Below are 24748 nucleotides of genomic sequence, written 5' to 3'. Positions count from 1 at the left end.
ACGACGATGCGCGGCCCCGGACGTCACGGCGGTCAGCTGTGGCCGATCACTCGGTCAGCAGGCCCGCCTCCTTGTAGAAGCGCTCGGCGCCGGGGTGGAGCGGGATACCGATGCCGTTGAGGGCGGTTTCCTTGGTGATCACCTTGCCCTTGGCGTGGCCGGCATCGAGTTGCTTGCGCGTGTTGTCGTTCCACAGAGCCTTGGTGATGCCGTAGATCAGCTCTTCGGGCTGGTCGGCCGAGGTGATCCACTGTGCGCCAACGGAGAGCGTGTTCACGTCGTCGGCGGTGCCTTCGTAGGTGCCGCCCGGGATCGTGTCGGAGGCAAAGAAGCCGTAGGTTTCGCAGATCGAGGGGGCGTCGTCGCAGCTGATCGGAACGATGGTCACGTCGTGCTGGCTGGACAGCTCGGCAATCGCGCCCGCCGGGTAGCCGCCCACGAAGAAGAAGGCGTCCATGGCGCCGTCGCGCATCCGGTCGGCGGCCTGGTCGGGCTTGAGGAATTCGGCCTTCACGTCGGCCTCGGACAGACCGTAGCCTTCAAGGATGATGCGGGCATCGACCAGCGTGCCGGAGCCCGGCTCGTCCATCGAGACGCGCTTGCCCTTCAGGTCCGCGACCGAGGCAATGCCGGAGTCGGCGCTGGCCACGAGGTGGATCGATTCAGGGTAGAGGTTGGCGATGGCGCGCAGCTTCTCGACCGGCTCCTTGCCGTCCCAGATGCCTGTTCCGGTGTAGGCCCAGGTCGCCACGTCGGACTGCGAGAAACCGGATTCCAGAGTGCCGCCGGCGATCGCGTTGATGTTGGCCACCGAGCCGTTCGCCGAGAGTGCCGAGGCAACGAGCCCCGGAACGCCGCAGGAGCCGCCCTCTTCGCAGGCGCGCGAACCCGGAGGCGAGGAGATCGCGTTCGCGAGAAGGCCGCCGATCGGGTAGTAGGTGCCGGCGGTGCCGCCGGTGCCGATGCGGAAGAAGGACATTTCCTGCGCGGAGACGGAGCCTGCGGCCACTGCGGCAGAAACCGCCAGCGCAGCCAAAAGCGTCTGGTTTTTCATAGAGTTCTCTCCAAAGTCACTGAGGTACCTAAGACATCCGCAATCTATCGGCCCTTCCCCGGCTCGCACAAGGGCATTCGTGTAAGTGTCGATTACATTAATCGCGCGCTTCAGGAGTGCCTCCAGCGCGTTGAACTCTGAGTGCCGCATGCCTTGTGCGGGGACCCTCGGTTCGGTGCAATTGTGCAAACGGTGACATTTAACCCAGACCACGCGACGGGAGCGGCTCACCGTCCATAGCTTTGTATCTTGCGTGCCGCCACGCTCCTGGGAACGCAGGATCATCACAGCGGATTTCTCGGCGATCATCACAATCGGCGAGGCCGCTTTGCCGGACAGGATCCGCGGCATGATCGAGGCATCGACCACCCGCGGGCCGTTACTCCCCCTGACCCGCAGCGTGGCGTCGACCACAGGCGCGCCATCTGCGCCGCGCCCGGCCAGAACGTATCAGACATGTCCCCACCCTGTGGAGCGCGGTGCATCATGCTCCTTCGTCTCTACCATGTGTCCTGAGCCGAGGTTGGTCGAGGCTCGCAGGGTATTCAATGCGCCGCGATTGGCGGGCTGGCGGACCCAACTTCGGCCAAGCCGCATTCTGTATTTCCTGAAGGGGGTCCAAGAACGGAAGTCGGCCACCCGGACCACCGCGACACGGGCGCGCGCTGGTCCGGCCGTTTCACCGGTCACCCTCGGCACCGAGCGCATCGGGGGCCGCAAGCCCTTCACCGAGGATCAGCTTGCGGCATAGCTCTAGGAACAGGTCGCGTTCGTGCCGTGTCAACGCGCTGAACGTCTCTTGCTGGCGCGTCAAGACCAGCCCCTCGATCTCGGCGAGGACCCGACGCCCCTCCTCGGTCGGGAAGGCCAGCTTGGCGCGCGTGCCCTCGTCGCTGGTCGCGACGGTGATCCAGCCGCGCCCTCGCAGCAGTCCGAGTTCCGCGGGCGCAGATACAGGAGCTGAATGTCCCCGACCCGGCGGACCCGGATTTCGACGACCATGGCTTCGATTTAGACACCGATCCCGTGTTCATGACCGCCGCCGCGCAGTTCACCGATGCTGCCTCTGCCGTGGACAGGCTCCGCTGGTTGGAGACCGTCCAGCACCCCCATGGCAGCGAAACCGGCAGCTATGCGCGCCTGTTCCTGCTGACTGGGCGCGGATTGTTCTCGGCCTCGGCGCCCTGTTCCGTTTGGACGCAGCCGGTCCGGGGATCTTCCGGTACGCAAAGCCGCGCCTCGGACGCGTCGGGAGGACAAGATTTGCGCTTGGGCACCATCCGAAGGGCGTGCAGCGCCGCGGCGGTCACCGCGGCGGCCTGGGCATGCTCTGCTCCGGCGTCGAGGCTGGCAGGGCCAGCCGATCCCTCGCCGCTGGGGCAATTCGGTTGCAGGCTGCGCCCGATGCTCAGATGCACGCCGCCAATCTGCCCGATGAAAGTATGTAGCAACGCCTTGGGCGTGGCCAGCTTTCGCAACCGGGACAGCGCGCTAGGAAGCGGGGAACCCTGTCATGGCGCGGTACAGGCAAAGTTTTCCGCCTTGGCCGGATCCCCCGTACCGCTGTAGCGCGGAAAGGCGGGGTATTCGCAGATCGGGATGCTGCGCGGCCCGCTCGCATCCTCGAAGGTGTAGGTGAGACCTGCGGGCTGGCGGCCCTTCTCTGCCCAGTCCGAAATCGCGGTAAACCAGTCCACGCCGCGCATGTCGCCCGCACCGTTGTGGTTGGATCCGGCCACGGTGAAGAACATCGCGCCCTCGCGCGGGGTTTCCATCCCCAACTCGCGGGCCAGGTCCAGCATCTCGGCGTGCTTTGCCGCATGGGCATTCGGCGATAGAAGCCCGTCGCTGTTGCCGTGCCATGACAAGAGCTTTCCGCCCCCCGCCACATATTGCGCCACGCCGATCAGGTCTTGGTCCGTGCCGCTGCGCAACATGGCCAGCGAGAGCGGCGCGGAATCGTGTTCCGGATCGAAGGCGCGCGGATACTCCGGGGTTAGCCAGCCGGCGTCCCCGGTCGCGATCAGCGCGAACCCGGAGGCCAACTGGTTGTATCGCGGACCATAGCTGCTGAGGTCGGCCCAGTTGTAGCCCTTGTACACGACCTGCCCGTCGAGCTCGACGTCGCTGAGGAGTGTATCGAGAGTGGCCACTTGTTCCGGACTGAGGCACAGATCGGTGGGCTTCGTGTCACAGGCCAGTTCGGCGGGCCGGAACTCACAGGCTCTGGGGTTGGCAATGATGCCATCGCGAAGCCCGTCGTCCTCGTCGCACGCCGCGACCGCCTCCCGATACGCAAAGCTGTACTGCTCGGGGCTGAGTTGGCCGGGCGTTCCGTCGAAGCGACCGATGTTCAACCAGCCCAGGGTCTGTCCCGCCATGTCCATCGTTTCACAGCCAGCAACGATGCCGTCGTACTCTGCGGGCCACCGCTGCGCCGCAATGTAGGCGTTTCGACCCCCATTCGAGCAGCCGTTGAAATAACTGTGCTCGGGGTATCTCCCCTGAACTGCCGCGATGGCCTCCTTGGCGAAGAAGATCGTCGTCCCGGTCGCGCGGTAGGCGTAATCGATCGCGGAGTCCCGAGCCCGAGGGCTTTCCCCGGCCCAGACCTGAGGGGCGGCCTCGCCTTCGACCTTGGCACGGTTGCCGCCGTTAGAGGCGACGTAGGCCACTCCACGATCCGCCACCAGCGGCAGTAGCCCGATGACTTCGCCGGTTTCGCTGCGCGACAGCGCAGAGCGGATGGTGCCGTCAAAGCCGCCGCCGCCGCGCTGCAGCAGTTGACCCGACCAAGCCTTGGGGATCACCAATTCGATATCGAGGAAGGGCGCGCGGGTTCCGTCCACAACGCAGTAGGAGCTTCCTTCAAGCGTGAACGTTTCCGCCCCGGTGACCGTCACGCCTGAAATGATCCGGTTGACGGTCGCGCTGCAGGACGCCGCAAAATCATCCGGCTCCGAAGTCTGTGACCAGAGCGGACTGCCCATGACGACCAACAGCAAGCCTGGCACTAAGCCTATGCGGTTCAACATGAATCATCTCCTCCCAAGATTCGGTTTACCTTAGGTAAAAAATAACCGACCGGTCGGTTAATGCAACGCCGTTTTGAACCCTCGGGGTCTTGGAAAGGGCCCCGCAAACGCCGATCGCGGCATGGCATCTGCCTTGTGCTCGACGCCTCGGCGAGAGCCGGGCCCAGTTGTGACAACCTCGTTTCATGCCGAAGCAAAACGCCAGCATCAACTCATTGGAATGGCGCGGTTGGCGCTTTCCGGGCAATTTTCTTCGACTGCGGCGCAGGCCGCATGACACGAGCAGGGCCCGAGCACTTGTGAGGGCGCGCAAAACGACTAACTGAGGAAGAACCAAAGTCAGGAACTCCATGCGTTTCAATCGCTACCATTCCGGTCCGGTCAGCGCCCACTTTGACGGCACGCGGTTTCAGTCCCCGGGCCATTCGACCGACCGCTCCTTCGCCGACCTCGTTAGGTGGTATCGAAGCGGGCAGCGCGCCAAATGGCCGACCCATGTTCCCGTAACGCCGGTGGTTCCCGTAGCGCGCAGCGAGTCGCTCCGGATCACGATGATCGGCCACGCGTCGATCCTCATACAGATCGCCGGCCTGAATATCCTGACCGACCCTGTCTGGTCGGAACGGGCGAGCCCCTTCAGCTTCGCCGGCCCAAGGCGGGTCACGGCGCCTGGGATCGACTTCGAGCATCTGCCCCCGATCGATGTCGTGCTGCTCAGCCACAACCACTATGACCATCTGGATGTCGCCACACTCAAACGCCTGCAGGAACGCCACCGGCCGCAGATGGTCATGCCCCTCGGAACGGAGGTCACCGTCGCCAAGGCCGTGCGCGATGCGAGGATCATGACCGGCGACTGGCATGACAGCTTCGACGTCGGCGCCAATGTGTCTGTCTCCCTCACGCCCGCAAACCATTGGTCCGCCCGTGGCCTCGGTGATCGACGCATGGCGCTGTGGAGCGGTTTCTGGATCGAGGCCCCGCGGCGGCGAATCTGGTTTGCGGGGGACACAGGCTACGGCGACGGGTCGATCTTCCGTGAGATCAGAGCTCGTTACGGTGCTCCTGAGGTCGCGCTGATCCCGATCGGGGCATACGAGCCACGCTGGTTCATGGCGCCGCAACACGTCGCACCAGAGGAGGCCGTGCGCATCCTGACGGATGTCGATGCGGGCCAGGCGCTTGGCATCCACTGGGGAACATTCCAGCTGACCGATGAGCCGCGCGAGGAACCGGTGGCGCTGCTCTCGGCAAGTTTGGAAGCTGCGGGCATTCCGCAAGAGAGGTTCCGGGCCTTGGCCCCAGGTGATGTTCACGATCATCCCTGATGCGCGAAGGCCGGGAAATATGGCCCGGCCTTCGCCGCAATCGGCCTTCGCCAAGAATGGAAAGACCATTCGAGCGAGGTGAGAACCCGCTCCCGCAATGTTGCAAAACTCCTAGGCATCTCGAGGCCACGGCCTGAGTCCGGTGGGTTCAGGCCCCGATGATGCCTGAACCTGCCTGCCACCCTACGACGAACGGGAAGTCCTGTGACGACGCACTGGAAACGGCGCGGGTCACTGCTCGTCTGACTGGACGGAAATATGACCTGGCGCGCGTCCAAAATGTGGCGGGTCCGGGCGTCCGGCAGTTTGTCCCGATGCGGCCAGCCAGGTCGGCTTATTGGGTAAGGTTCTCTTCGGCCCGCCGCTCCGTCAGACCACAGGAATGGTCTTCAGCTGGCCATTGGCAAGAAATTGGGGAACCCGACCGCGGTCGACAGGCATATTCCCAAGCGATAAGGCCTTTGCGAGACGGGGCTTTCTTTCACAAAACTCTCGAAAATCCATTCACCCGCCCGCGAAACTTCGGGCGAGGCGATGGCCTATGATTTCCGCGTCGGTGGACTCTCTTCATATATTGCCGTATATATGTGTCAAAATTTGATTTACGCTTTTTGGCAAATGGATTCGAGTAGTTGCGCTACAGACCGGACATTGATGGTCTCAGAACGGTTGCTGTTGTTCCGGTTGTTCTTTTTCATACCGGACTGGCCTTCCCTGGCGGATTTGTCGGGGTAGATGTCTTCTTTGTCATTTCTGGATTTTTGATCACATCACTTCTCCTCTCGGAGCTGGATGAGGGTAAATTCTCGGTCGCCAAGTTCTACGAGAGACGAGCGCGTCGGCTGTTTCCGGCGCTGTTTGCGATGCTTGCCGTGACGGGCGCAGGCGCGACAGTTTTCATGACTTCGTTTGATCTGGAAAGTTTCGCAAAATCTTCCGTTGCAACGACCGTTTTTGCCGCAAACATCTGGTTTTATTCTCAACAAGGATATTTCACCGAGGCAGCGGAGCTTTCTCCACTGCTCCATACCTGGTCGCTGGGGGTCGAGGAGCAATACTATATCTTCTTTCCCCTGATCCTGTATGGTTTGATGCGCTGGTCTAGCGCTCGTGTCACCTTGCTGCTGACCGCGCTGATGTCATGTGCGTCTCTCGCGGCAGCGGTCTATATGCTGAATGTTTCAGCTAAAGCAGCCTTCTACCTGCCGCAGTACCGCGCCTGGGAGCTTCTGACAGGATCGCTGCTCGCCATGGGATTCTGGCAGAAGTGGTCGATCCTGCAGGAAATGCCTGCGCGTGCGGCGCACCTGCAAGGGCTGGCCGGGTTGGCCGCCATCGTAATCCCTACACTCATCTATAGCGCCGCGACCCCGTTCCCGGGACTCGCTGCCCTGGCGCCCTGTCTAGGTGCAGCCGCTCTGATTGCATCTGGCGGGTCGGGGCGAACCTTTTCGGCACGGTTTCTGTCGCTGCCCCTGATGACCTTCATCGGAAAGCTGTCCTACTCCCTGTATCTGTGGCATTGGCCCGTGGTCGTATACGCATTCTATCGATATGGTTCGCTTTCCACGAGTACGGGCATCCTTTGCCTCTTCATCTCCTTCGTTCTGGCATATCTGTCGTATCGTTTCGTCGAAACGCCCGTTCGTAGCCGGAAGCGCTTCAGCGAACGGAAGGTTTTCCTGGGGTCTGCGGCCGGTATGGCATGTTTCATCCTGGCTGGCCTGACGCTTTGGAAACTCGATGGGCTGCCAAGCCGTATGGACCCAAATCTTCTGGCGATGTCCGACAGCGAGAATTTCATGCATGACCGTCGAGACTGCCATTTTATGACCGCAGAACGTGCACATGCAGGCGATATCTGCGTGCGCGGACGGGACGCCGAAACTCCTGGCTTTGTTCTGGTCGGAGACAGCCATGCAGACGCCATCAGCCCTGCGATTTTCGGGGCTGCCGAGGATCTGGGAATTGCGGGTTACCAGTTTACCGATGCTGGTTTCGCACCGCTGCTGGGAGTGAGAGAGTTGGGTGAGCGCGACAAGGGAACAATGGACGCGTTTGTCGAATTCCTCGACGAACGGCCCGAGATCAATACGGTCATCATTCAGAACTATTGGCTTCACATTGTGACGGGCGCGACATACCGCCACCAGGGTGATGTTTGGCTGGATGCCGAATATGACGGCTCACTGACAGACTACAATCCAAAGGCGGTGAAGCGTGGGCTTGAGAGGCTGGCTTCGCGCTTCCCGGACCGTCGGTTCATTCTGCTGGACGACGTGCCTTCCGGCTCGGATCTGCATGTCAGGGAACAGTTGCGCCATATGAAGCTAGATAGAACCGAGACCTTGGGTTTGAAGTCCGAGATCAACCTGGAACAGCGCATGATCTATGAGGATCTCCTCAAGTCACTTGCCGAGGACGTGCCCAATATCTCTTATCGTCCGATCTACGAAGACCTATGCGACGATGAGGTGTGCCACCTTTTCGACGGAGATGTTCTTCTCTTCCGCGATGGAGATCACCTGAGCTGGAAGGGAGCCTTGAGACTGAAGCCGTCTGCACATGAACTCTTGTCCGTGCTCTATCCGAACTCTCAAAGCCCCAGGCTCTAGGAGTTCGGACAGAATTGGGAGCCGCAGTTCTCGGTGTCCGGGCGCGTAAGTGCCAAAAGGTTGCAACGGGGTCTGAGCTTCGCCCGGCACTCTAGGCCTTTTAGGGCCGCGAGCTCGTTCACCAGGGCGACGACGTTGAAGACGCGGTGCCTCTGGCCGCTGCGGGTGCAGGCCCGGGCAATCCCGACAGCCAGATGCGCCTCGCCGGTGCCGCCGCTCTCGGGACAATGCTCCGCAATGCGCTGCCGGGGAGTTGATGAGCACGACTTTGCGCTGCTGCTCCAGAACTTTCGCGCTGCGAACATCCACCCGCCAGTGGGGGCTCTGCCCAGCTTGCGCTGGACACGCCGCGTGACAGGTGGCCGGTTCCGCTTCTTGAAGGGGGGCACCATTCCGCAGGGCACCGCGCTCGACGGCTCCATGACCACGCGCAGGTGTGTCCAGATCAGCCGCATCGCCTCGACAATCCCGTTCGAGATGAATTGCCAGGTCAGGTCCTTGAGCGGCACCAGCAGCCCGTCGGCGATGATGTGCCGGGTCTTGAAGCTGCGGTAGACGTCGTCCGCCTGCTCGGGCTTGGCGGGGATGAACCGGCGCTCGGGGGGCCGCGTCGACAGAGTCAGGCATATGCCCGAGATTATGCCGCCGCCGATGGGCGCCACAACCATGTCGTCATAGGTGGGGAAGATCATCGTCGGGGCATCCATCGGGCGATCTCACTGGCGAGCGTGGCGGGATGGCGGGGACAAGACGTTCAGGGCACGGTGCGTCCGGTGCATGGCGCGTCGCTGTCTGCGGATGCGCAGCATGTGGCGGGACGAGGATCTTCGCCCAGGTCGGACTTGGTCAAATCGGTTGAGCCATGTCCCTGCTGCGCCCGGCCGACGGGCGCAGCTGGCTTTCAGGTGCCGGCGTGGGCCGGGATCACTGCAGGTATCGCTCGAGTACGCGGGCGACGTGGATCGCCTCGCGCGCGGCGCCGTCGTGGATCTGGTGGCGGCAACTGGTGCCATCGGCCACGATCAGCGCGTCGGCGTCGGCCTTGCGCACTGCTGGAAGCAGCGAGGTCTCGCCCATCTTCATCGACACTTCGTAGTTCTCGGCGGCGTAGCCGAAGGCGCCGGACATGCCGCAGCAGGAGCTTTCGATCATCCGCACGTCAAGGCCGGGGACGCCGCGCAGAACGGTCTCGACCGCGCCCATGGCGCCAAAGGCCTTCTGATGGCAATGGCCGTGCACATGCACCACCTGCCCGCCCGCATCGCCGACCGGCAAGGTCAGGGTCCCGGCGGCGATGTCCCCGGCCAGCAGCTCCTCGAGGATCAGCGCCTTGCCCGCGATGAAGCCGGTCTCGGCCGCGGGCAGCAGCGCCGTCATCTCGTCGCGGAAAGTGAACATGCACGAGGGCTCGAGCCCGACAACGCGTGCGCCCGCCTCGACGAAGGGCTTCAGCGCGCCCAGCGTGCGTCGCAGCTCGGCGCGGGCCTCGTCTGTCTGTCCCGAGGCGAGATAGGTGCGCCCGCAGCACATCGGGCGGTTGCTGCCTTCGACCACGACGCGGTGCAGCCGGTAGCCGGCTTTCAGCAGCACCCGCTCGGCTGCCTCGAGGTTTTCGGACTCGAAATAGCGGTTGAAGGTGTCGCCGAAGAGCACGAGGTCGCGCCCGTCGCCCTTCACCTCGTGCAGCTTGGCGGGGGCGCGGCCCTCGGCCCAGGGTTTGCGCCATTGCGGCAGGCGGCGCCTCGCCGAGAACCCGAGCCATTTCTCCGAGAGCTGCGCCAGCAACGGCACCCGGTCGCGCAGGTTGACCAGCGGGGCAAAGCGCGAGGCCAGCGCCGCGTAGCGCGGCATGTGGGCGATAAGCTTCTCGCGCAGCGGCAGCCCGTGGCGCTTGTGGTAATGGTGCAGGACTTCGATCTTCATCCGCGCCATGTCGACGCCGGTGGGACAGTCGCGCTTGCACCCCTTGCACGAGACGCAGAGGTCCATGGTCTGCTTCATCTCGGTCGAGGTGAAGGCGTCCTCGCCAAGCTGACCGGAGATCGCCAGCCGCAGCGTATTGGCCCGGCCGCGCGTCAGGTGCTGCTCGTCGCGGGTGGCGCGATACGAGGGGCACATGGTCCCGCCCGAGAGCGTCCGGCAGGTGCCGTTGTTGTTGCACATCTCGACCGCGCCGCCGAAGTCACCCCAGTCCGACCAGTCGAGCGCGGGCTCGGCGGGAAGCCTGGTCTTGTAGCCGGGCTTGAAGCGCATCAGGTCGCGATCATCCATGCGCAGCGGGCGCACGATCTTGCCGGGGTTCAGGCGGTTCTCGGGGTCGAAGCTGTCCTTCACCTGCTCGAAGGCGCGGGTCAGTTCGGCGCCGAACATCGGCTCGACGTATTCCGAGCGCGAGATTCCGTCGCCGTGCTCACCCGAGAAGGACCCCTTGTACTTGCGCACCAGCTCGGCGGCCTCCTCGGCGATGGCGCGCATGGTCGTCGCGCCTTCCTCGGTCTTCATGTTGAGGATCGGCCGCACGTGCAGGCAGCCCACCGAGGCATGGGCGTACCAGGTGCCGCGCGTGCCGTGCCGCGCGAAGAGATCGGTAATGCCATCGGTATAATCCGCCAGATGCTCGAGCGGCACGGCGCAATCCTCGATGAAGGAGACGGGTTTGCCCTCGGTCTTCATCGACATCATGATGTTCAGGCAGGCCTCGCGCACGCCCCAGACAGCCTTTTGCCGGTGCGGCTCGACGACCTCGACGACCGCATCGGGATGGCTGTGATCCGACATGCATTCGTCGAGACGCTGGAGGTCTCGCTTCAGCGCATCGAGGTCATCGCCGGCGAATTCGCAAAGCAGCAAGCAATTGGGCGTGCCCTTGGTGATGTCGCCGATGGTGCGCACGAAGGCGGGGATGTCGGCGCCCATGACCAGCACGTTGTTGTCGACAAGTTCGACCGCGACCGGCCCGAGTGCCACGAGATGCTGCGTCGTCTCCATCGCCGAGCGGAAATCGGGGAAGTGGCAGACGCCCATCACGCGGTGCTTGGGAAGTTGCGACAGCTTCAGGGTGACGGCGGTGCTGACCGCAAGCGTGCCCTCGGAGCCCACCAGCAGGTGCGAGAGGTTCGGCTGCGTGGGCAGCAATTCGTCGAGGTTGTAGCCGCCGACCCGCCGCTGGACCTTGGGGAAGATCGACTCGATCCGGTCGCGGTGGCTGTCGGCGAGCGCGATGAGCCTGCTCATGATCTCGCGCATCCGCGGCGAGGCGATCTCGGAGCAGCGCGCGCCATCCAGCCGGAAGGTGTCGCCGTCGTGCAAGAGGCCTTCCATCGCCAGCACGTTGTCGACGGTCTTGCCGAAGCGCAGCGAGCGGGCGCCGGACGAGTTGTTGCCGCACATGCCGCCGATGGTGCAGCGCGAGGCGGTCGAGGGCTCGACGGGAAAGAACAGCCCGTCCTGCCGCAGCCGGTCGTTGAGCGTGTTGAGCACCATGCCGGGGCGCACCGTGACCGCGCGCGCGGCGGGGTCGTAGTCCATCAGGTCGTTGAAGTGCCGCGACATGTCGAGCACCAGCCCACGCCCGATCGGCTGGCCGTTCTGCGAGGTGCCGCCGCCGCGGGCGATGACCGGCACCCCGTGCTCGCCCGCGATCTGCAACGCCGCGGCGATGTCGTCAGCGGATTTCGGGTAGGCGACGCCCATCGGCATGATCTGGTAGATCGAGGCGTCAGTGGCATATCGGCCGCGGGTGAACCGGCCAAAGTCGGTCTCTCCCTCCATCGCGGCGGACAATGCCTTTTCAAAGGCCTGATTGCGGGCGACGGATCTGGCCGCCGGGGGGGTACGCTGGAGCAACGGAGCGTTCATCGTAAAGCCTCTCGTTCGAAAAGGTGCGTCCGGTCCGGGCCCTTGGGCCCGGTCGCTGATGTTTGGATGTGCCTTTGGGGGCGTGGGGTCAGGCGCGTTCCGGCTCTGCCTGCGGGTTTGGCGGGTCCTGCGGCGGACGGCGGCGCAGCTGGCCCCAGACGCCGTAGGCCAGGGACAGAACCGAGAGCAGCAGCAGCGTGCCGGCGATCGGACGGGTGGCCATCGCGACGAAATCATAATCCGCGAGGATCAGCCCCTGCCGCAGGCTGACCTCGGCAATCGGTCCCAGCACCAGTCCGATGATGAAGCTCGCCACCGGCAGCCCCAGGCTCTTGAGCAGGAAGCCCACGCCGCCGAAGACCAGCATGACCGCCACGTCAGAGACGTTGTTGTTCAGCGCAAACACGCCGGTCATGCACAGCACGACGATGGCAGGACCGACCAGCGGGTAGGGGGCCTTGAGCACTAGGGCGAAAAGACGGGCTGCGCGCAGGCCGAAGACCAGCATCAGCACGTTGGCCAGGAACATTCCGATGAACACCGAGTAGACGAGGTCGGAGTTGTTCTGCATCAGCATGGGCCCCGGCACGATGCCATGGATCGTCAGCCCGCCGATCATCACGGCGGTGGTGGCCGATCCGGGGATGCCGAGTGCCAGGAGCGGAATCATCGAGCCGCCGACCGCGGCGTTGTTGCCCGACTCCGGCGCGGCGATGCCCTCTGCCGAGCCCTTGCCGAAGAGTTCGGGGCGCTTCGACCAGCGAAACGCCTCGGAGTAGCTGATGAAGGCGGCGGTGGTCGCGCCGACACCCGGAAGCGCGCCGATGATCGTGCCGATGATCGAGGAGCGCAGCAAGGTGGCCTTGGTCGCGATGAACTCGGCCCAGGACGGCAGTTTCGTCGAGACCTCGGTGATCGCCTCTGCCTTGTGCAGCCCGTCCGCGAAGCGCTGCAGCACCTCGGCGAGCGCAAAGATGCCGATGATCGCCGCGATGAAGCTGACCCCGGTCAGCAGCATCATGTTGCCGAAGGTGAAGCGCGCGACGCCGGTCAGCGGATCGAGCCCGATCAGCGCCACCGCGAGCCCCAGCAGGCCCGCGATCAAGCCCTTGATCAGCGATCCGCCACCGATCGAGGCAATCGCCGTGATGCCGAGAACGGCGAGCGCGAAATACTCCGCCGGCCCGAACTCCAGCGCCAGCCGGGCAAGCGGCGGCGCCGCGAACATCAGCACCAGCGTGCCGAAGATGCCGCCCACGGCGGAGGCGGCCAGCGCGATGCCGAGCGCCTTGCCGGCCTCGCCGCGCTTGGCCATCGGGTAGCCGTCGAGCGAGGTGCAGGCAGCCTCGGGCGAGCCGGGCGTGTTGAACAGGATCGCCGAGATCGAGCCGCCGAAGGTCGAGCCGACATAGACGCCGCCAAGCAGCAGCATGCCCTGGGTCGGATCGAAGGCGAAGGTGAAGGGGATCAGCAGCGCCACGCCGACGATGCCGGTCAGGCCGGGCACGGCGCCGAACATGATCCCCCAGATGACGCTGAAGATGATCAGCAGGAAGCTCATGGGGTTTCCGAGCATGTACCCGGCGGCGGAAATGAATGCATCTAGCATGGGGGTCTCCGGTGCTGGGCAGGCTCAGAAGAGCGCTTGGCTGAGATCGTAGAAGACGCCGGTGCCGCGTGGCAGCGACAGCTGCAGCCCGTAGCTGAAGAGCACCGCGAGAAGGACGGTGAAGACCGGGGCGAAGGTCAGTTTCGCGGCGGTGTTCTTGAACGGCAGGATCCAGGCCCCCGCCCAGAGGAAGATCACCGTGGCGAGCAGGAAACCGATGTACTGCAGGGCAAAGAAATAGCCGACGACGAGACCGCCGGTGAGCGCGAGCCGCAGGTGGTAGCCCTCGGGGCGATAGGCCTCGAGCTTTTCGTCTTCGGAAAGCGGCATGCCAGAGGGCGCGGCGATCAACCCGGCGACCTTCTGAGCGAGGTGCACCGCGCAGCAAATCGCAAGCGCCCCGAACACCATCTTGGGCCATAGGTCGGCATCCACCTGCGCGTAGCGCTTGGAGACAGGCAATGCGTCGGCAGAAAACCAGAGCGCGACGGACGCGATGGTCATGGCGGCAAATGCCGCCACCTCGAATAGTTTGTGCAGCATGACTTAGCTCCTCCCAGTGGCTGACAGTCGACCTGTGGCAGGGTGGCGCGCGGTCCGCGCCACCGGCCCGTCGTCAGTAGCCGAGCTGCTTCATGATCTCGGTGTAGGTCGCGATCTCCTCGTCGATGAACGCCTTGAACTCGTCCGGCCCCTGGAACTCGGAGCGGTATTGCAGGGCACTGTCGGCTTCGATCTTCTTGTAGCCCTCGTTGGCGGAGGCATCGCGGAACAGCGAAACCAGCGTCTCGATCTCCGCCGCATCGGTGTCGGGTTTTATGCCGAAGCCGCGCCACCGTCCCAACGTCACGTCGTAGCCGGATTCCTTGGCAGTAGGGACGTCGGGCAGTTCCGGAAGCCGCTCGTCGGAGAAGAGCAAGATCGGTACGAGGTCGCCGGACTCGATCAGGCCGCGGGTGGGGCCATATTCCTCGTACATCATGTCCACATGCCCGCCGAGCGTGTTCGAGACCATCTCGGCAGCACCAAACGGTACGGTCGCCAGCTCGGTGCCCGCCTTCTCGTTGAACAGCCCGATCAGCGCGTCGTCGAAGCCGGCAGAGCCGGTCACGCCGACCTTGATCCCGCCGGGGTTTGCCTTCTCGGCATCGAGCAGGTCGTCGAGCGACTTCAGTGCGCTGTCCTTGGACACCAGAAGAAGGCCCTGATCGTACTGGATGCGTACCAGCGGCATCACCTGCGACAGATCGATCCGTCCTAGCGCGGCATTGATCACGTCATCAGGGCTGAGCGATACGAGCGTATAGCCATTGGCCGGACGCTGCAGGAAGCTCACATAGGCCGGCACGCCGTTGCCGCCTGTGATCGAGATCGGCACGAAGCTCTGGCCCGTCGCCTCCTGCATCGGCTCGGCGATGGCGCGGATGAAACGGTCGGTGCCGCCACCGGGACCGTACTGGTGGATGACTTCGACGGTGCGCGCCGGGTAATCCGCGGCCTGCGCCGCCACCGCGGTCAACACGACGGATGTCGTCACGACGGCGCTGCCAAGCGCTTTCAAGACATTGATTTCCATTGTTTCCTCCCTGATTTGCGCGGAGGTGGGCAGTGCCCCGCCACCCCCGCCTGAAACTTGGTCGCCTCCTCGCGGCCAAGTTCTGATGTCCGGGGCCTCCACCCCGGCCAATGCTGCAACTTGCGGGACTACTCGGCGGCGAGCGCCGTGATGCGCGTGTCTTCCAGCGCGTCCATCGCTGCCGCCACACCGCCAGCGGCATGGGGAACGCCCGCCTTGCGCAGGCCGAGCTCGACGCCGGTGAGCGTGCCCGCCAGCGTCAGGTCGTTGATGTCGCCGAGGTGGCCGATGCGGAACACCCGGTCGGCGACTTTCGACAGGCCATTGCCGAGCGAGATGTCGTAATGCGCGAGCGCCACCTTGCGGAAGTTGTCGGCGCTATGCCCCGAGGGCATTAGCACCGCCGTCAGCACGCCGCTTTCCTGCCCCTGCTGGCGGCAGAGCACCTCCAGCCCCCAATGCCGCACCGCCGCGCGGGTCGCCGCGCCGTGCCGCTGGTGGCGGGCAAACACGTTGTCGAGCCCTTCCTCGTGCAGCATCGAGATGGCCTCGTTCAGGCCGTAGAGCATGTTGGTGCCGGGCGTGTAAGGGAAATACCCCGTGCCGTTGATCGTCGCCATCTCCTGCCAGTCCCAATACGAACGGCGCATGCCGCCGGTCTTGGACAGCTCGAAGGCCTTCTCGCTCACCGCGTTGAACGACAGGCCGGGCGGCAGCATCAGACCCTTCTGCGAACCCGAGACCGCGACGTCCACGCCCCATTCATCGAAGCGGAAGTCGATCGAGGCGAGTCCGGAAATCGTATCGACCATGAGCAGGGCAGGGTGCCCGGCGGCGTCGATCGCCTGCCGCACCTGGGCGATCGGCGAGACCGAGCCGGTCGAGGTTTCGTTGTGGACCACGCACACCGCCTTGATCCTGTGCGCGCTGTCCGCGCGGAGGCGGGCCTCGATACGGTCCGGATCTGCGCCGCCCCGCCAGTCACCCTCGATGAACTCGGCGTTCACCCCGAGCCTGGTGGCCATCTTCTTCCACAGCGTGGCGAAGTGGCCGGTCTCGTACATCAGCACCTCGTCACCCTCGGACAGCACGTTGACCAGCGCGGCCTCCCACGCGCCGGTGCCCGACGAGGGGTAGATGAAGACATGCTGCTCGGTCTTGAAGATCGACTTCATGCCGGCCAGGGCCGTGCGTCCCACTTCGGCGAAATCGGGCCCGCGATGGTCCATCGTCTGCGTGGAGATCGCTCTCAGGACCCTATCGGGAACGGGGCTCGGTCCGGGGATTTGAAGGAAATGGCGTCCTGCCCTGTGTGTCATGGTTGGTCCTCCCAATGCGGCGACGCAGCCCAGGCCGTGGCGCCAAATATCTCCCACTATATGAATAATGAATGCATTTTGAACGGCGGCCTGTCAAGGCTGGCGATCTGGGTGCAATATCATCTAATTTCAGTTGCTTGTTACGTTGGCGGTCTGCGAATCTGTAAATATTGAATGCATAATTCTGGCAGTTCTGCAGCGCGCTTGAGCGCGGAGCGGCTTTCCGAAGTTGCCGGGATGACCGAAGGGGTGAGCCTGTGCCAGCCGCCTTGAAGTGGTCCGCTCACGACGCCTGAACTGCGATCGCCTTGCTGCTGCATCGGGCCGGCCGGTAGGTGAACCACTAGCGAGTGGCGCGCATTTGGCGGCTCCGCCATCGGTATCAAGGATACCGCCGAACGGTCCCGCACAGGCAGATGAAGCGCGGTCGGCTCTGGCTGAACCCGCCCGTGAGATCACGCCGAGATGCACTGCCGGGCAGTGGACCACTCCAGCGCGGCCCGTCGTGGTTTATCAGGTCCGACGACGTCCCATGTCGGGAAGACCTGGCTGCCTAGGTCAGCAGGTCATTGGGCATCCGGCGTCCAGGAAACCTTCATTCCACCAAACCGAAGGCCCACCATGCATTGGCATTTAACTCGGACCACTCGCTGGGGCTGGCTCATGAACGCCGGGGGATCGCGCAACGTTGCTTAGGGCATCAGGCTCGGGAAAGACGTCGACCATCTTGGCGGTGGTCGCTTTCCCAAAGCCGGATTCCGGGCGGATCACCGTCGGCGGGCGCGATGTGACCGTGCTCAATCGGCCGGGAGCGAGATATCAGCAGTGTTCCAGACCTACGCGCTGTTCCCGCACATGACCGTAGCGGAAACGTCGCCGATCCCCTGGACGTGCGCAGGCTTGCGCGGCGCGAGATCGAGATGTGGGTGCCCGATGTCTCGAAGCTCGTTCAGCAGGGTCCATTCGGACGGCAAGCCCGCGCGGCTGTCGGGGGCGGCAGCAACAGGGGGCGCGCTGGCGCGGGCGCCGGTGTCCGACCCTTCCGTACGGATGATGGAAGGACCGATGGGCGCGCTGGATGTGCGCCTCAAGGAAGAGCGGCAACTCGATGTGCGTCGGTTTCAGCGAGAGATCGGTGCCACGGGAATCTACGTCACCCGCGCCCAGAACGGGGCCATGCCCATGTCTGATCTGGTCGCGCTGATGCGTGACGGGCAGATCGAGCAACAGGACCCCGACCAGAAGCTCTACCAATAACCCGCGTACCGTTTTTGCCGCGCGGTTTCTGGGCGATTTCAACCTCCTGAAAGACGGTGGGGGCATCGACCGGCCGGATCTCGGCGGGGGTGTCGATCGCGTTGCCTTCTGGTGCCGCTGGTCAATGTCCGCGCGTTGAGCCTGACCGACCCAGAGGGCCGTCTTCCGCTTGTGCAATTCCGAGAGTTCGCTGCGTCCACAAGCCTGCGGCTTGTGCTTTTGCAAGCGACCATCACCGCGCTGGAAGTGACCCTTGCCTGCATCGTGATCGGCTGTCCGGCGGCAACCGACCTGTCGCGCCTTGAGGGGTGGAAGGCGGCCCTGACCAGCATCGCGATCCTGTTTCCCTTCCTGACCGGCTCGCTCGGTCGGCCCTCTGTCTTCATCGTGCTGCTCGGGCGCAACGGAGGGTCTCAACAGCATTCCTGCCGGGCTTGGCGTTGCGGGCACACCCTTCAAGCCTCTGTTCCATCAGGCGGGCGTGGTGATCGGCATGGCGTATGCGCTGCTGCCCGGCAGGCGGCCCTCGCTGATTGGCGCGATGCGCAAGCTCGACGGCACCCTGCGTGCCGCCGCACGCATCTCGGCGGCCACCCCGCGCTTCCTGATCGCCTTTGGCGAGTTGCTCGTCGCCGTCTTTCCCACCAAGACCGGCCCCTGCGGTCGGCGGGCAGGGCGAAGGAGATGGCAACGGCCCTCGCCGTTCCGGAGGTAAACCAGCTTACGGCGGCACACGGACTGGCCCCAGAGCGAGCGCCGGGGCAGGCGCAGGCGATGCGCAAAGCCCCTCGACAGGACGCAACACCTTCGACATGCTCAGGAATGCGTCCCGCCGCAAGCCCCCTGCACGCGGTTCGGGGCAAACGTGCATTCTGCGCCGAGCGGCCTTCGCAGAACGACGTTCCTCAAGCCGCGCGTCTGCTGGAGACGGGAGCCTTTTCTTTCCGCAGCCATTGATCCTCGTGGCTCGGGAAGACACCTAGTGCTCCTAATTCATAGGAGTTGCCAAGATGCTCAAGTCCATCGTTACCGCCACAATCCTTGCCGCTGGGCTCACCAGCGGACTGGCAGGCAGCGCTACGGCGCAAGAGGCCACGACCCTGCGCGTGGGCATGTCGGGCGGCTATTTCCCCTTCACCTTCGTCAAGCAGGACGTGCTGCAGGGCTTCGAGGTCGACGTGATGAACGCCGTCGGCGCAGAGGCCGGCCTCAACGTGGCGTTCGAGACCATGTCCTTCTCGGGCCTTGTCGGCGCGCTCGACGCGGGCCGCATCGACACGATCGCCAACCAGATCACCATCACCCCGGAGCGCGAGGCCAAGTTCGCCTTTACCCAGCCCTACGTCTACGACGGCGCGCAGGTGGTGGTCCGCAAGGGCAATGAGGACATCACCGGCGTCGAGGATCTCCGCGGGCGGACCGTCGCGGTGAACCTCGGCTCGAACTTCGAGCAGCTGCTGCGCGAGCTGCCCTTCGCCGACGAGGTCGAGATCAAGACCTACGAATCGAACATCGCGCAGGACACCGCGCTGGGGCGTGTCGACGCCTTTGTCATGGACCGCGTTTCCTCGGTGCAGCTGATCCAGGAAAGCCCGCTGCCGCTGGCCCTGGCCGGCAAGCCCTTCTCCGAGATCCACAATGCCCTGCCGTTCCGCAACGACGCGGAGGGCACCGCGCTGCGCGACGAGGTGGACGCGGCGCTGACCACCCTGCGCGAGAACGGCACGCTGGCCGAGATCTCGCAGAAATGGTTCGGCACCGACATCACCAGCCCGGAGTGAACCCATGCGGGGACTGGACCTCGAGTACATGCTGGGGCTGGTCCCCGTCATCCTGGGCTATGTGCCGCTGACGCTCGGCATGGCGGCGGCGGGGATGGTGCTGGCGCTCATCCTCGCCTCGCTGCTGGCGGTCGAGCGGGTGTTCCGGCTGCCGTGGATCGACTGGGCTGTGGTGCTGTTCATCAGCTTCTTCCGGGGCACGCCGCTGTTGGTGCAGCTGTTCCTCTTCTATTACGGCCTGCCGCAGGTGATGAGCTTTCTGACCAGTATCGACGGGGTCACCGCCGCGATCATGGGCCTGACGCTGCACTTCTCGGCCTACATGGCCGAGACCATCCGCGCGGCGATCCTTGGCGTCGATCGCAGCCAGTGGGAGGCGGCGCAATCGATCGGCATGACGCAGCTTCAGATGATGCGGCGGATCATCCTGCCGCAGGCGGCGCGCGTCGCCGCGCCGACGCTGGTCAACTACTTCATCGACATGATCAAGGGCACCTCGCTGGCCTTCACCCTCGGTGTCACCGAGATGATGGGCGCGGCACAGAAAGAGGCGGCGGGCAGCTTCCTCTACTTCGAGGCCTTCCTCGTCGTGGCGCTGATCTACTGGGCCATGGTCGAGTTGCTGAGCCAGGGTCAGAAGCGGCTCGAGACCTATCTGAACAAGGCGTATGCACGATGATTTCCGTTCGCGGCCTCCGCAAGACCTTCGACGGCACGGCGGTGCTCAACGGCATCGACCTCGATATCGCGCCGGGCGAGCGGGTGGTGATCATCGGCCCCTCGGGGACCGGCAAGTCGACGCTGCTGCGCTGCCTCAACTTCCTCGACCAGCCCGACGCGGGGCACATCACAATCGGCGACGTGACGCTCGATGCCGACCGTGCGACGCGGGCCGAGATCCTCGCCCTGCGCCGCCGCTCTGCCTTCGTGTTCCAGAACTACGCGCTCTTTGCCAACAAGACCGCGAAGGAAAACATCATGGAGGCGCTGGTCACCGTGCAGGGGCGACCCAAGGCCGAGGCCGAGGCGCGCGCGCTCGATGTGCTGGCCGAGACCGGGCTCGCCGAAAAGGCGGACAGTTATCCTGCGAGCCTCTCGGGGGGGCAGCAGCAGCGCGTCGGCATTGGCCGGGCGATGGCCATCGGCGCCGAACTGATGCTGTTCGACGAGCCGACCTCTGCGCTCGATCCCGAGTGGGTCGGCGAGGTGCTCGACCTCATGCGCCGCGTTGCGGCACGCCACCAGACCATGCTGATCGTCACCCACGAGATGCAATTTGCCCGCGAGATTGCCGACCGGGTGATCTTCATGCACGGCGGAAAGATCGTCGAGGAAGGCTCACCCGAACAGCTCTTCGGCGCACCGCAGGACGAGCGGTTGCAGCGGTTCCTCCGGCGGCTGTCGCAATAGGCGGATCGCGCGGGGCGTTTCGGCCGATCGTCTGGTCGGTTCAACGTGCGCCTGCGCTTCGGGGTCTGGCAGGCGGGGTTCATCCATGCCTGCCTCGACGCCAGCCGCGACCGTGACAGGGCCGCGATGGCACGCTTGGTCCTGAATCCGTTTCTTCTGCTGCCGATTGCGTGGCCGCGGTCTTATCGCCGTGTCCAGGAGACAGGCAACAGGCAATCCCTCTGTTCGTGCTCTAGAGCGCCCTGGTGCCGGGGCCCACTGGATCAGCCCGCCCTGTTCGGTGTGGTCGTCGTGATCAATTCGGACCTGGGGTTGCTGACGACGCCGGTGGGGTTCAGCGTCTTTGTCGCCGCGGCGATGACAGGGCGAACCCGGCATGGTGTCAGTTCTCACGATGCCCATCTGTCTGATCTCGGCGGTGGTTCTGCCGATCTTGTCTGCCTTCCCGATCCTGTCCACCTTCATCGTCCGACAGCCAAAACATGGCTAACAAGGCGCGCGTCATGGCCGCCAGCCGAGGAACACTGTTTCACAACACCTCCTTGGCCGGGGCGTCTCTTCCATTTGGCGGGCACGAGGGCTTAGTGCTCGACGGTGATCGGGATGATCACGGGTCCGTTGACCCGCGCGCTGACGGGCAGATCGTCGCGGGACGTGAGAGCCAGGACCTCAGGCCGCTGCCCTGCGGGCGGTTATGGTTCGTCACGGGCCCATCCGTGCTGACGCCGTCGCCGGAATGGAACGGACGGTCGGCAGAGGACTTCGCCGCCGCAAAGCGGAGCCCGGCCCGGGACCCGGCCGGATCGGCCAGAGTTTCCGTCGCAACTCAGCCGATCAACGCCCACAATCCCAGCGTGAGCGCCGGGAAGGCACACACCAGGCACAACACGGCGATGATCGCCGCGACGAAGGGAGTCACCTCGCGGAACACCGCCGAGGCCGGGGTCTTGCTGATTTGGGCGGTGATGAAGACAAGGATGCCGACAGGCGGCGTCACCCCGCCAAGCTGAAGGTTGATGATCATGATGATCCCGACCTGCACCGGATCGAACCCCGCGGCAGTGAGCAGCGGCAGGAACAGCGGTGCGGCGATCAGGATGGCGGGAGTCAGGTCGAGGAACATGCCCGCCACGAAGAGCGTCAGCACGACCACGAGGATCAGCGCTGCCGGCCCGAGCGCGTAGTCCTGGGTCAACCCGACGAGCTGTTGCGGCAGGCCGTCGGCGATCAGGATCCAGGCGAAGGGCACCGACGCCGCGATCAGGAAGCCGATCAGCGCGCTGTCGACGCAGCATTCTGCAAGCGACTGGCCAAGCTGGCGCCAGCTGTACTCGCGGAACACGAACTTGCCGAGCACGAAGGCCCAGACCAGCGCGATCACGCCCGCCTCGGTCGCGGTGGTGATGCCGAAGCGGATGCACCCCAGCACGACGACCGCGATGACGAGCGCGGGCAGGGCCCGCAGAAGGGTCCTCCACACCACGCTACAGGGCGCGCGGCTGCCGGATTTCTCGTAGCCGCGCCTGCGTGCGATGAGATTGTTGCACAGCATGAGCGCCGCCGCGATCAGCAGGCCCGGCGCGATCCCCGCCACGAACAGCTTGGCGATCGAGACATTCGACACCGAGGCATAGACCAGCATGGCGATCGCGGGGGGCAGCACGTTCGGCAGCACCGACGAGGCGGCGGTGATGGCGCAGGCGAACTCGGAGGCGTAACCGCGCTTGACCATCTGCGGCACGAGCACCTTCGTCGTGCTCGCGGCGTCGGCGCCCGACGAGCCGGAGATGCCGCCGACCAGCACGCTGTTGAACACGTTCACCTGCGCGAGCCCGCCCCGGAAGTGACCGAAGAGCGCAGAGGCGAAATCGATGAGCCGGGTCGACAGCCCGCCGATGTTCAGCAGGTAGCCGGTGGTCAGGAAGAACGGGATAGCCAAGAGAATGAACTTGCTCGATCCGGCCACCATGTTCTGCAGGATCGCCGGCGCGGGCAGGAGGCCTCCGCTCCAGGTCGTGGTGACCACGCCCAGCACCATGGCGAAGGCGACAGGCACACCGAGGAGGAGCGTGACGAAGAAGACGAGGATCATCGCCACGCTGGCCGAGCCGCCGCCGAAGGGCGAAAGCGCGGGATATTGGATGAGCGCGTAGAGCGCGGCGCCGAGCGCGATCGATCCGGCCTTGCGCAGAAGCGCGGGGCCGCGAGTGTCCTCGAGCAGCAGGAAGACCAGCGCGAGTGCGCCCGCCGCCGGGATGACGGCGTAGCGAAGCCAGTTCGGCCATTGCAGGCTGGTGCTGACCCCGCCGACCATCTGTGCAAGCTGGGTGCCCCCGAAGACCAGCGAGATCAGGGCCATCGCGACGAAGGCGTCCCGCAGGAACTCGGCGCCGCGGCGCGGTCCTTCCGGCAGCTTCCCGAGCAGCAGATCGACAGACACGTGCCGCCCGCCGCGCACCCCGAGGGCGACGCCCGAGAAGATGAGCCAGGTGAAGCCCCAGATCGCGAACTCCTCGGACCAAGGCATCCCGGAGCTGAAAACATATCGCAGGATGACGCTCAGGAAGATCACGATGATGATCGCCGTGAGGATCACGACGTTGAGCGTGTTCGCGGTGAGCTCGAGCCCCGCCGCGAGGCGGTCGAGGCCGCGCGCGCAGGTCGTCGCTCCCGCGCCATTTTGGTGCGCCCGGATGTCGTCTTTCATGGAAATTGCCCTCTGTCGGCTGCCCTCTGCCTGGTGCTGTCGTCCTAGGGCGAACGCCCGGCCTTCGTGGGACGAGGGCCGGGCGGAAGGTTCTTATTCGATGGCCTGGACGGCCTCGATGGTGGCCTCGGCGCCGGGGATTTTCGGGGCAAACTCGGCCCAGACCGGCTCCATCAGGTCGATCCAGGGCTGCTTGTCCTCGATCACGTTGATCGTGGCACCCTGGGCCTCGGTCTCGGCGAGCGAAGCGGCATCGACCTCGGCCAGCATCGGGGCAACCTCGGCCTGGGCAGAGGCAGCGGCCTCGGTGATCGCGGCCTGGTATTCCGCCGGCAGGCTGTCCCACCAGGACTTCGCGACGACCCAGGTGCCCATGGCGTAGACGTGCCGCAGGTCGGTGTAATAGGGCGCGACCTCGAAGAACTTGAAGGTCAGGTAGTTGGTGGCGGTGTTGTCAAAGAAGTCGACCACGCCGGTCTGCATGGAGTTGTAGACCTCGGCAGCCGGGATCGGTACCGGGGCCGCGCCGACCGCCTCCCAGAGCGCGATGTGGATCGGGCTCTGGATGACGCGCATCTTCTTGCCCTTCACGTCCTCGGGCGAGGTGATCGGGAAGGTGCTCATCGGCTGGCGCGCGCCATTGATCGAGAAGCCCAGCAGGTGGAAGCCCTGTGCCTCGAACTTGTCGGCCAAGCGCTCGCTCAGCACCGGGTTGGCGGCAACCGCATGGGCGTCGTCGCGGAACAGGAAGGGTAGGTCGAGCACCTGCACTTCGGGCACCCAGGTCGCGAAGACCGAACTGGTGATGATGCCGCCCTGGATCGATCCGAGGCGCATGCCCTCGGCGGATTCGACCTCACCGCCGAGCAGGCCATTGGCAAAGAGCTGGATCTTCACCGCGCCGTCGGTGGCCTCGGAGACCGCGTTGGCAAAGCTCTCGGCCGCCAGGTATTTGGGGTTCCCTTCCTGGACGTCGAGCGAGAAGCGGGCCGTGTACTCCTGCGCGGTGGCAGCGCCTGCCAGCGTGAGGCCGACCGCGAGCGCGGTCGCGGCGAAGCTGAATTGGGTCATTGATGTCTCCTCCCTGAAAAAATCTCTAAAATTCGGCGTTCCTCGACCTAAAGCACCGAGCTCATGCCGCCGTCGGCGAAGATGAGCTGTCCGGAGACGTAGTTCGAGGCGTCGGAGGCGAGGAAGAT

The 24748-nt window shown here is 64.7% G+C and carries 16 protein-coding genes and 3 pseudogenes; 8 read left to right on the top strand and 11 right to left on the bottom strand.

From position 1 onward, the window contains the following. Nucleotides 1-46: 46 nt before the first annotated feature. The 3 genes and pseudogenes from IQ782_RS26225 to IQ782_RS26220 all read right to left on the bottom strand — a co-directional run bounded on the left by IQ782_RS26225 (nt 47) and on the right by IQ782_RS26220 (nt 4089). The gene (locus IQ782_RS26225) at nt 47-1054 is read right to left on the bottom strand and encodes a TAXI family TRAP transporter solute-binding subunit (RefSeq protein ID WP_240989586.1); all 1008 of its coding nucleotides are present in this window, start codon (nt 1052-1054) and stop codon (nt 47-49) included. A 312-nt stretch (nt 1055-1366) separates the two neighbouring features. After that, nucleotides 1367-1498 (bottom strand): annotated as a pseudogene (locus tag IQ782_RS30450) (GMC oxidoreductase); the annotation flags it as partial. Between the two features lie 1067 nt (nt 1499-2565). Then, nucleotides 2566-4089, bottom strand: a complete 1524-nt coding sequence (locus IQ782_RS26220; protein ID WP_194137636.1) for a tannase/feruloyl esterase family alpha/beta hydrolase — start codon at nt 4087-4089, stop codon at nt 2566-2568. Nucleotides 4090-4439: 350 nt separating this feature from the next. Between IQ782_RS26220 and IQ782_RS26215 the strand changes: the two genes are divergently transcribed. The 3 genes and pseudogenes from IQ782_RS26215 to IQ782_RS26210 all read left to right on the top strand — a co-directional run bounded on the left by IQ782_RS26215 (nt 4440) and on the right by IQ782_RS26210 (nt 8032). Then, nucleotides 4440-5417, top strand: a complete 978-nt coding sequence (locus tag IQ782_RS26215; protein ID WP_194137635.1) for an MBL fold metallo-hydrolase — start codon at nt 4440-4442, stop codon at nt 5415-5417. Nucleotides 5418-5575: 158 nt separating this feature from the next. After that, nucleotides 5576-5811 (top strand): annotated as a pseudogene (locus IQ782_RS30005) (transposase); the annotation flags it as partial. A gap of 238 nt (nt 5812-6049) precedes the next feature. Continuing rightward, nucleotides 6050-8032, top strand: a complete 1983-nt coding sequence (locus tag IQ782_RS26210; RefSeq protein WP_194137634.1) for an acyltransferase family protein — start codon at nt 6050-6052, stop codon at nt 8030-8032. Between the two features lie 386 nt (nt 8033-8418). Here IQ782_RS26210 and IQ782_RS26205 read toward each other — a convergent pair. The 6 genes and pseudogenes from IQ782_RS26205 to IQ782_RS26180 form a co-directional block, all read right to left on the bottom strand. Then, a pseudogene (locus tag IQ782_RS26205) lies at nt 8419-8703 on the bottom strand (pyridoxal-phosphate dependent enzyme); the annotation flags it as partial. A 253-nt stretch (nt 8704-8956) separates the two neighbouring features. Beyond that, nucleotides 8957-11890 (bottom strand): FAD-binding and (Fe-S)-binding domain-containing protein, encoded by a 2934-nt coding sequence (locus tag IQ782_RS26200; protein ID WP_194137633.1) that lies wholly within the window; start codon nt 11888-11890, stop codon nt 8957-8959. Nucleotides 11891-11978: 88 nt separating this feature from the next. After that, entirely contained in the window at nt 11979-13499 is a 1521-nt protein-coding gene (locus IQ782_RS26195) for a tripartite tricarboxylate transporter permease (RefSeq protein WP_194137632.1), read from the bottom strand. Nucleotides 13500-13523: 24 nt separating this feature from the next. Then, entirely contained in the window at nt 13524-14042 is a 519-nt protein-coding gene (locus IQ782_RS26190) for a tripartite tricarboxylate transporter TctB family protein (RefSeq protein WP_194137631.1), read from the bottom strand. Between the two features lie 73 nt (nt 14043-14115). After that, entirely contained in the window at nt 14116-15075 is a 960-nt protein-coding gene (locus tag IQ782_RS26185; RefSeq protein WP_194137630.1) for a Bug family tripartite tricarboxylate transporter substrate binding protein, read from the bottom strand. Between the two features lie 128 nt (nt 15076-15203). Next, the gene (locus IQ782_RS26180; RefSeq protein ID WP_194137629.1) at nt 15204-16394 is read right to left on the bottom strand and encodes a pyridoxal-phosphate-dependent aminotransferase family protein; all 1191 of its coding nucleotides are present in this window, start codon (nt 16392-16394) and stop codon (nt 15204-15206) included. A gap of 933 nt (nt 16395-17327) precedes the next feature. Here IQ782_RS26180 and IQ782_RS26175 point away from each other — a divergent pair. The 5 genes from IQ782_RS26175 to IQ782_RS26155 all read left to right on the top strand — a co-directional run bounded on the left by IQ782_RS26175 (nt 17328) and on the right by IQ782_RS26155 (nt 20842). Continuing rightward, nucleotides 17328-17651, top strand: coding sequence for a P-loop NTPase family protein (locus tag IQ782_RS26175; RefSeq protein ID WP_194137628.1), 324 nt, complete (start codon nt 17328-17330; stop codon nt 17649-17651). A gap of 493 nt (nt 17652-18144) precedes the next feature. Further along, nucleotides 18145-18366 carry a hypothetical protein gene (locus IQ782_RS26170; RefSeq protein ID WP_194137627.1) on the top strand — a complete coding sequence of 74 codons (222 nt, stop codon included), beginning with the start codon at nt 18145-18147 and terminating at the stop codon, nt 18364-18366. Between the two features lie 295 nt (nt 18367-18661). After that, nucleotides 18662-19432 (top strand): amino acid ABC transporter substrate-binding protein, encoded by a 771-nt coding sequence (locus IQ782_RS26165; RefSeq protein WP_194137626.1) that lies wholly within the window; start codon nt 18662-18664, stop codon nt 19430-19432. A 4-nt stretch (nt 19433-19436) separates the two neighbouring features. Continuing rightward, nucleotides 19437-20111, top strand: coding sequence for an amino acid ABC transporter permease (locus IQ782_RS26160; RefSeq protein ID WP_194137625.1), 675 nt, complete (start codon nt 19437-19439; stop codon nt 20109-20111). Beyond that, on the top strand, nt 20108-20842 hold the full coding sequence (locus IQ782_RS26155; protein ID WP_194137624.1) for an amino acid ABC transporter ATP-binding protein: 735 nt from the start codon (nt 20108-20110) through the stop codon (nt 20840-20842). Before IQ782_RS26160 ends, IQ782_RS26155 begins: the two co-directional genes overlap by 4 nt. An 826-nt stretch (nt 20843-21668) precedes the next feature. Here IQ782_RS26155 and IQ782_RS26150 read toward each other — a convergent pair. After that, nucleotides 21669-23549: a TRAP transporter large permease gene (locus IQ782_RS26150; protein WP_194137623.1), complete on the bottom strand. Its 1881-nt coding sequence runs from the start codon at nt 23547-23549 to the stop codon at nt 21669-21671. A 93-nt stretch (nt 23550-23642) separates the two neighbouring features. Next, nucleotides 23643-24620, bottom strand: coding sequence for a TRAP transporter substrate-binding protein (locus IQ782_RS26145; protein WP_194137622.1), 978 nt, complete (start codon nt 24618-24620; stop codon nt 23643-23645). Nucleotides 24621-24748: the final 128 nt, after the last annotated feature.

Origin of the sequence: Salipiger mangrovisoli, assembly GCF_015223355.1 — a bacterium.
Lineage (GTDB): Bacteria > Pseudomonadota > Alphaproteobacteria > Rhodobacterales > Rhodobacteraceae > Salipiger > Salipiger mangrovisoli.
This window is presented reverse-complemented; position numbering and strand designations above follow the sequence as displayed.

Bases quoted from the DNA above. Each gene is read 5' to 3' on its own strand.
- IQ782_RS26150 (WP_194137623.1), bottom strand. From the start codon at position 23,549: ATGAAAGACGACATCCGGGCGCACCAAAATGGCGCGGGAGCGACGACC.
- IQ782_RS26185 (WP_194137630.1), bottom strand. From the start codon at position 15,075: ATGGAAATCAATGTCTTGAAAGCGCTTGGCAGCGCCGTCGTGACGACA.
- IQ782_RS26225 (WP_240989586.1), bottom strand. From the start codon at position 1,054: ATGAAAAACCAGACGCTTTTGGCTGCGCTGGCGGTTTCTGCCGCAGTG.
- IQ782_RS26170 (WP_194137627.1), top strand. From the start codon at position 18,145: ATGGCGTATGCGCTGCTGCCCGGCAGGCGGCCCTCGCTGATTGGCGCG.
- IQ782_RS26195 (WP_194137632.1), bottom strand. From the start codon at position 13,499: ATGCTAGATGCATTCATTTCCGCCGCCGGGTACATGCTCGGAAACCCC.
- IQ782_RS26155 (WP_194137624.1), top strand. From the start codon at position 20,108: ATGATTTCCGTTCGCGGCCTCCGCAAGACCTTCGACGGCACGGCGGTG.
- IQ782_RS26180 (WP_194137629.1), bottom strand. From the start codon at position 16,394: ATGACACACAGGGCAGGACGCCATTTCCTTCAAATCCCCGGACCGAGC.
- IQ782_RS26160 (WP_194137625.1), top strand. From the start codon at position 19,437: ATGCGGGGACTGGACCTCGAGTACATGCTGGGGCTGGTCCCCGTCATC.
- IQ782_RS26215 (WP_194137635.1), top strand. From the start codon at position 4,440: ATGCGTTTCAATCGCTACCATTCCGGTCCGGTCAGCGCCCACTTTGAC.
- IQ782_RS26165 (WP_194137626.1), top strand. From the start codon at position 18,662: ATGCTCAAGTCCATCGTTACCGCCACAATCCTTGCCGCTGGGCTCACC.
- IQ782_RS26145 (WP_194137622.1), bottom strand. From the start codon at position 24,620: ATGACCCAATTCAGCTTCGCCGCGACCGCGCTCGCGGTCGGCCTCACG.
- IQ782_RS26220 (WP_194137636.1), bottom strand. From the start codon at position 4,089: ATGTTGAACCGCATAGGCTTAGTGCCAGGCTTGCTGTTGGTCGTCATG.
- IQ782_RS26200 (WP_194137633.1), bottom strand. From the start codon at position 11,890: ATGAACGCTCCGTTGCTCCAGCGTACCCCCCCGGCGGCCAGATCCGTC.
- IQ782_RS26190 (WP_194137631.1), bottom strand. From the start codon at position 14,042: ATGCTGCACAAACTATTCGAGGTGGCGGCATTTGCCGCCATGACCATC.
- IQ782_RS26175 (WP_194137628.1), top strand. From the start codon at position 17,328: ATGTCTCGAAGCTCGTTCAGCAGGGTCCATTCGGACGGCAAGCCCGCG.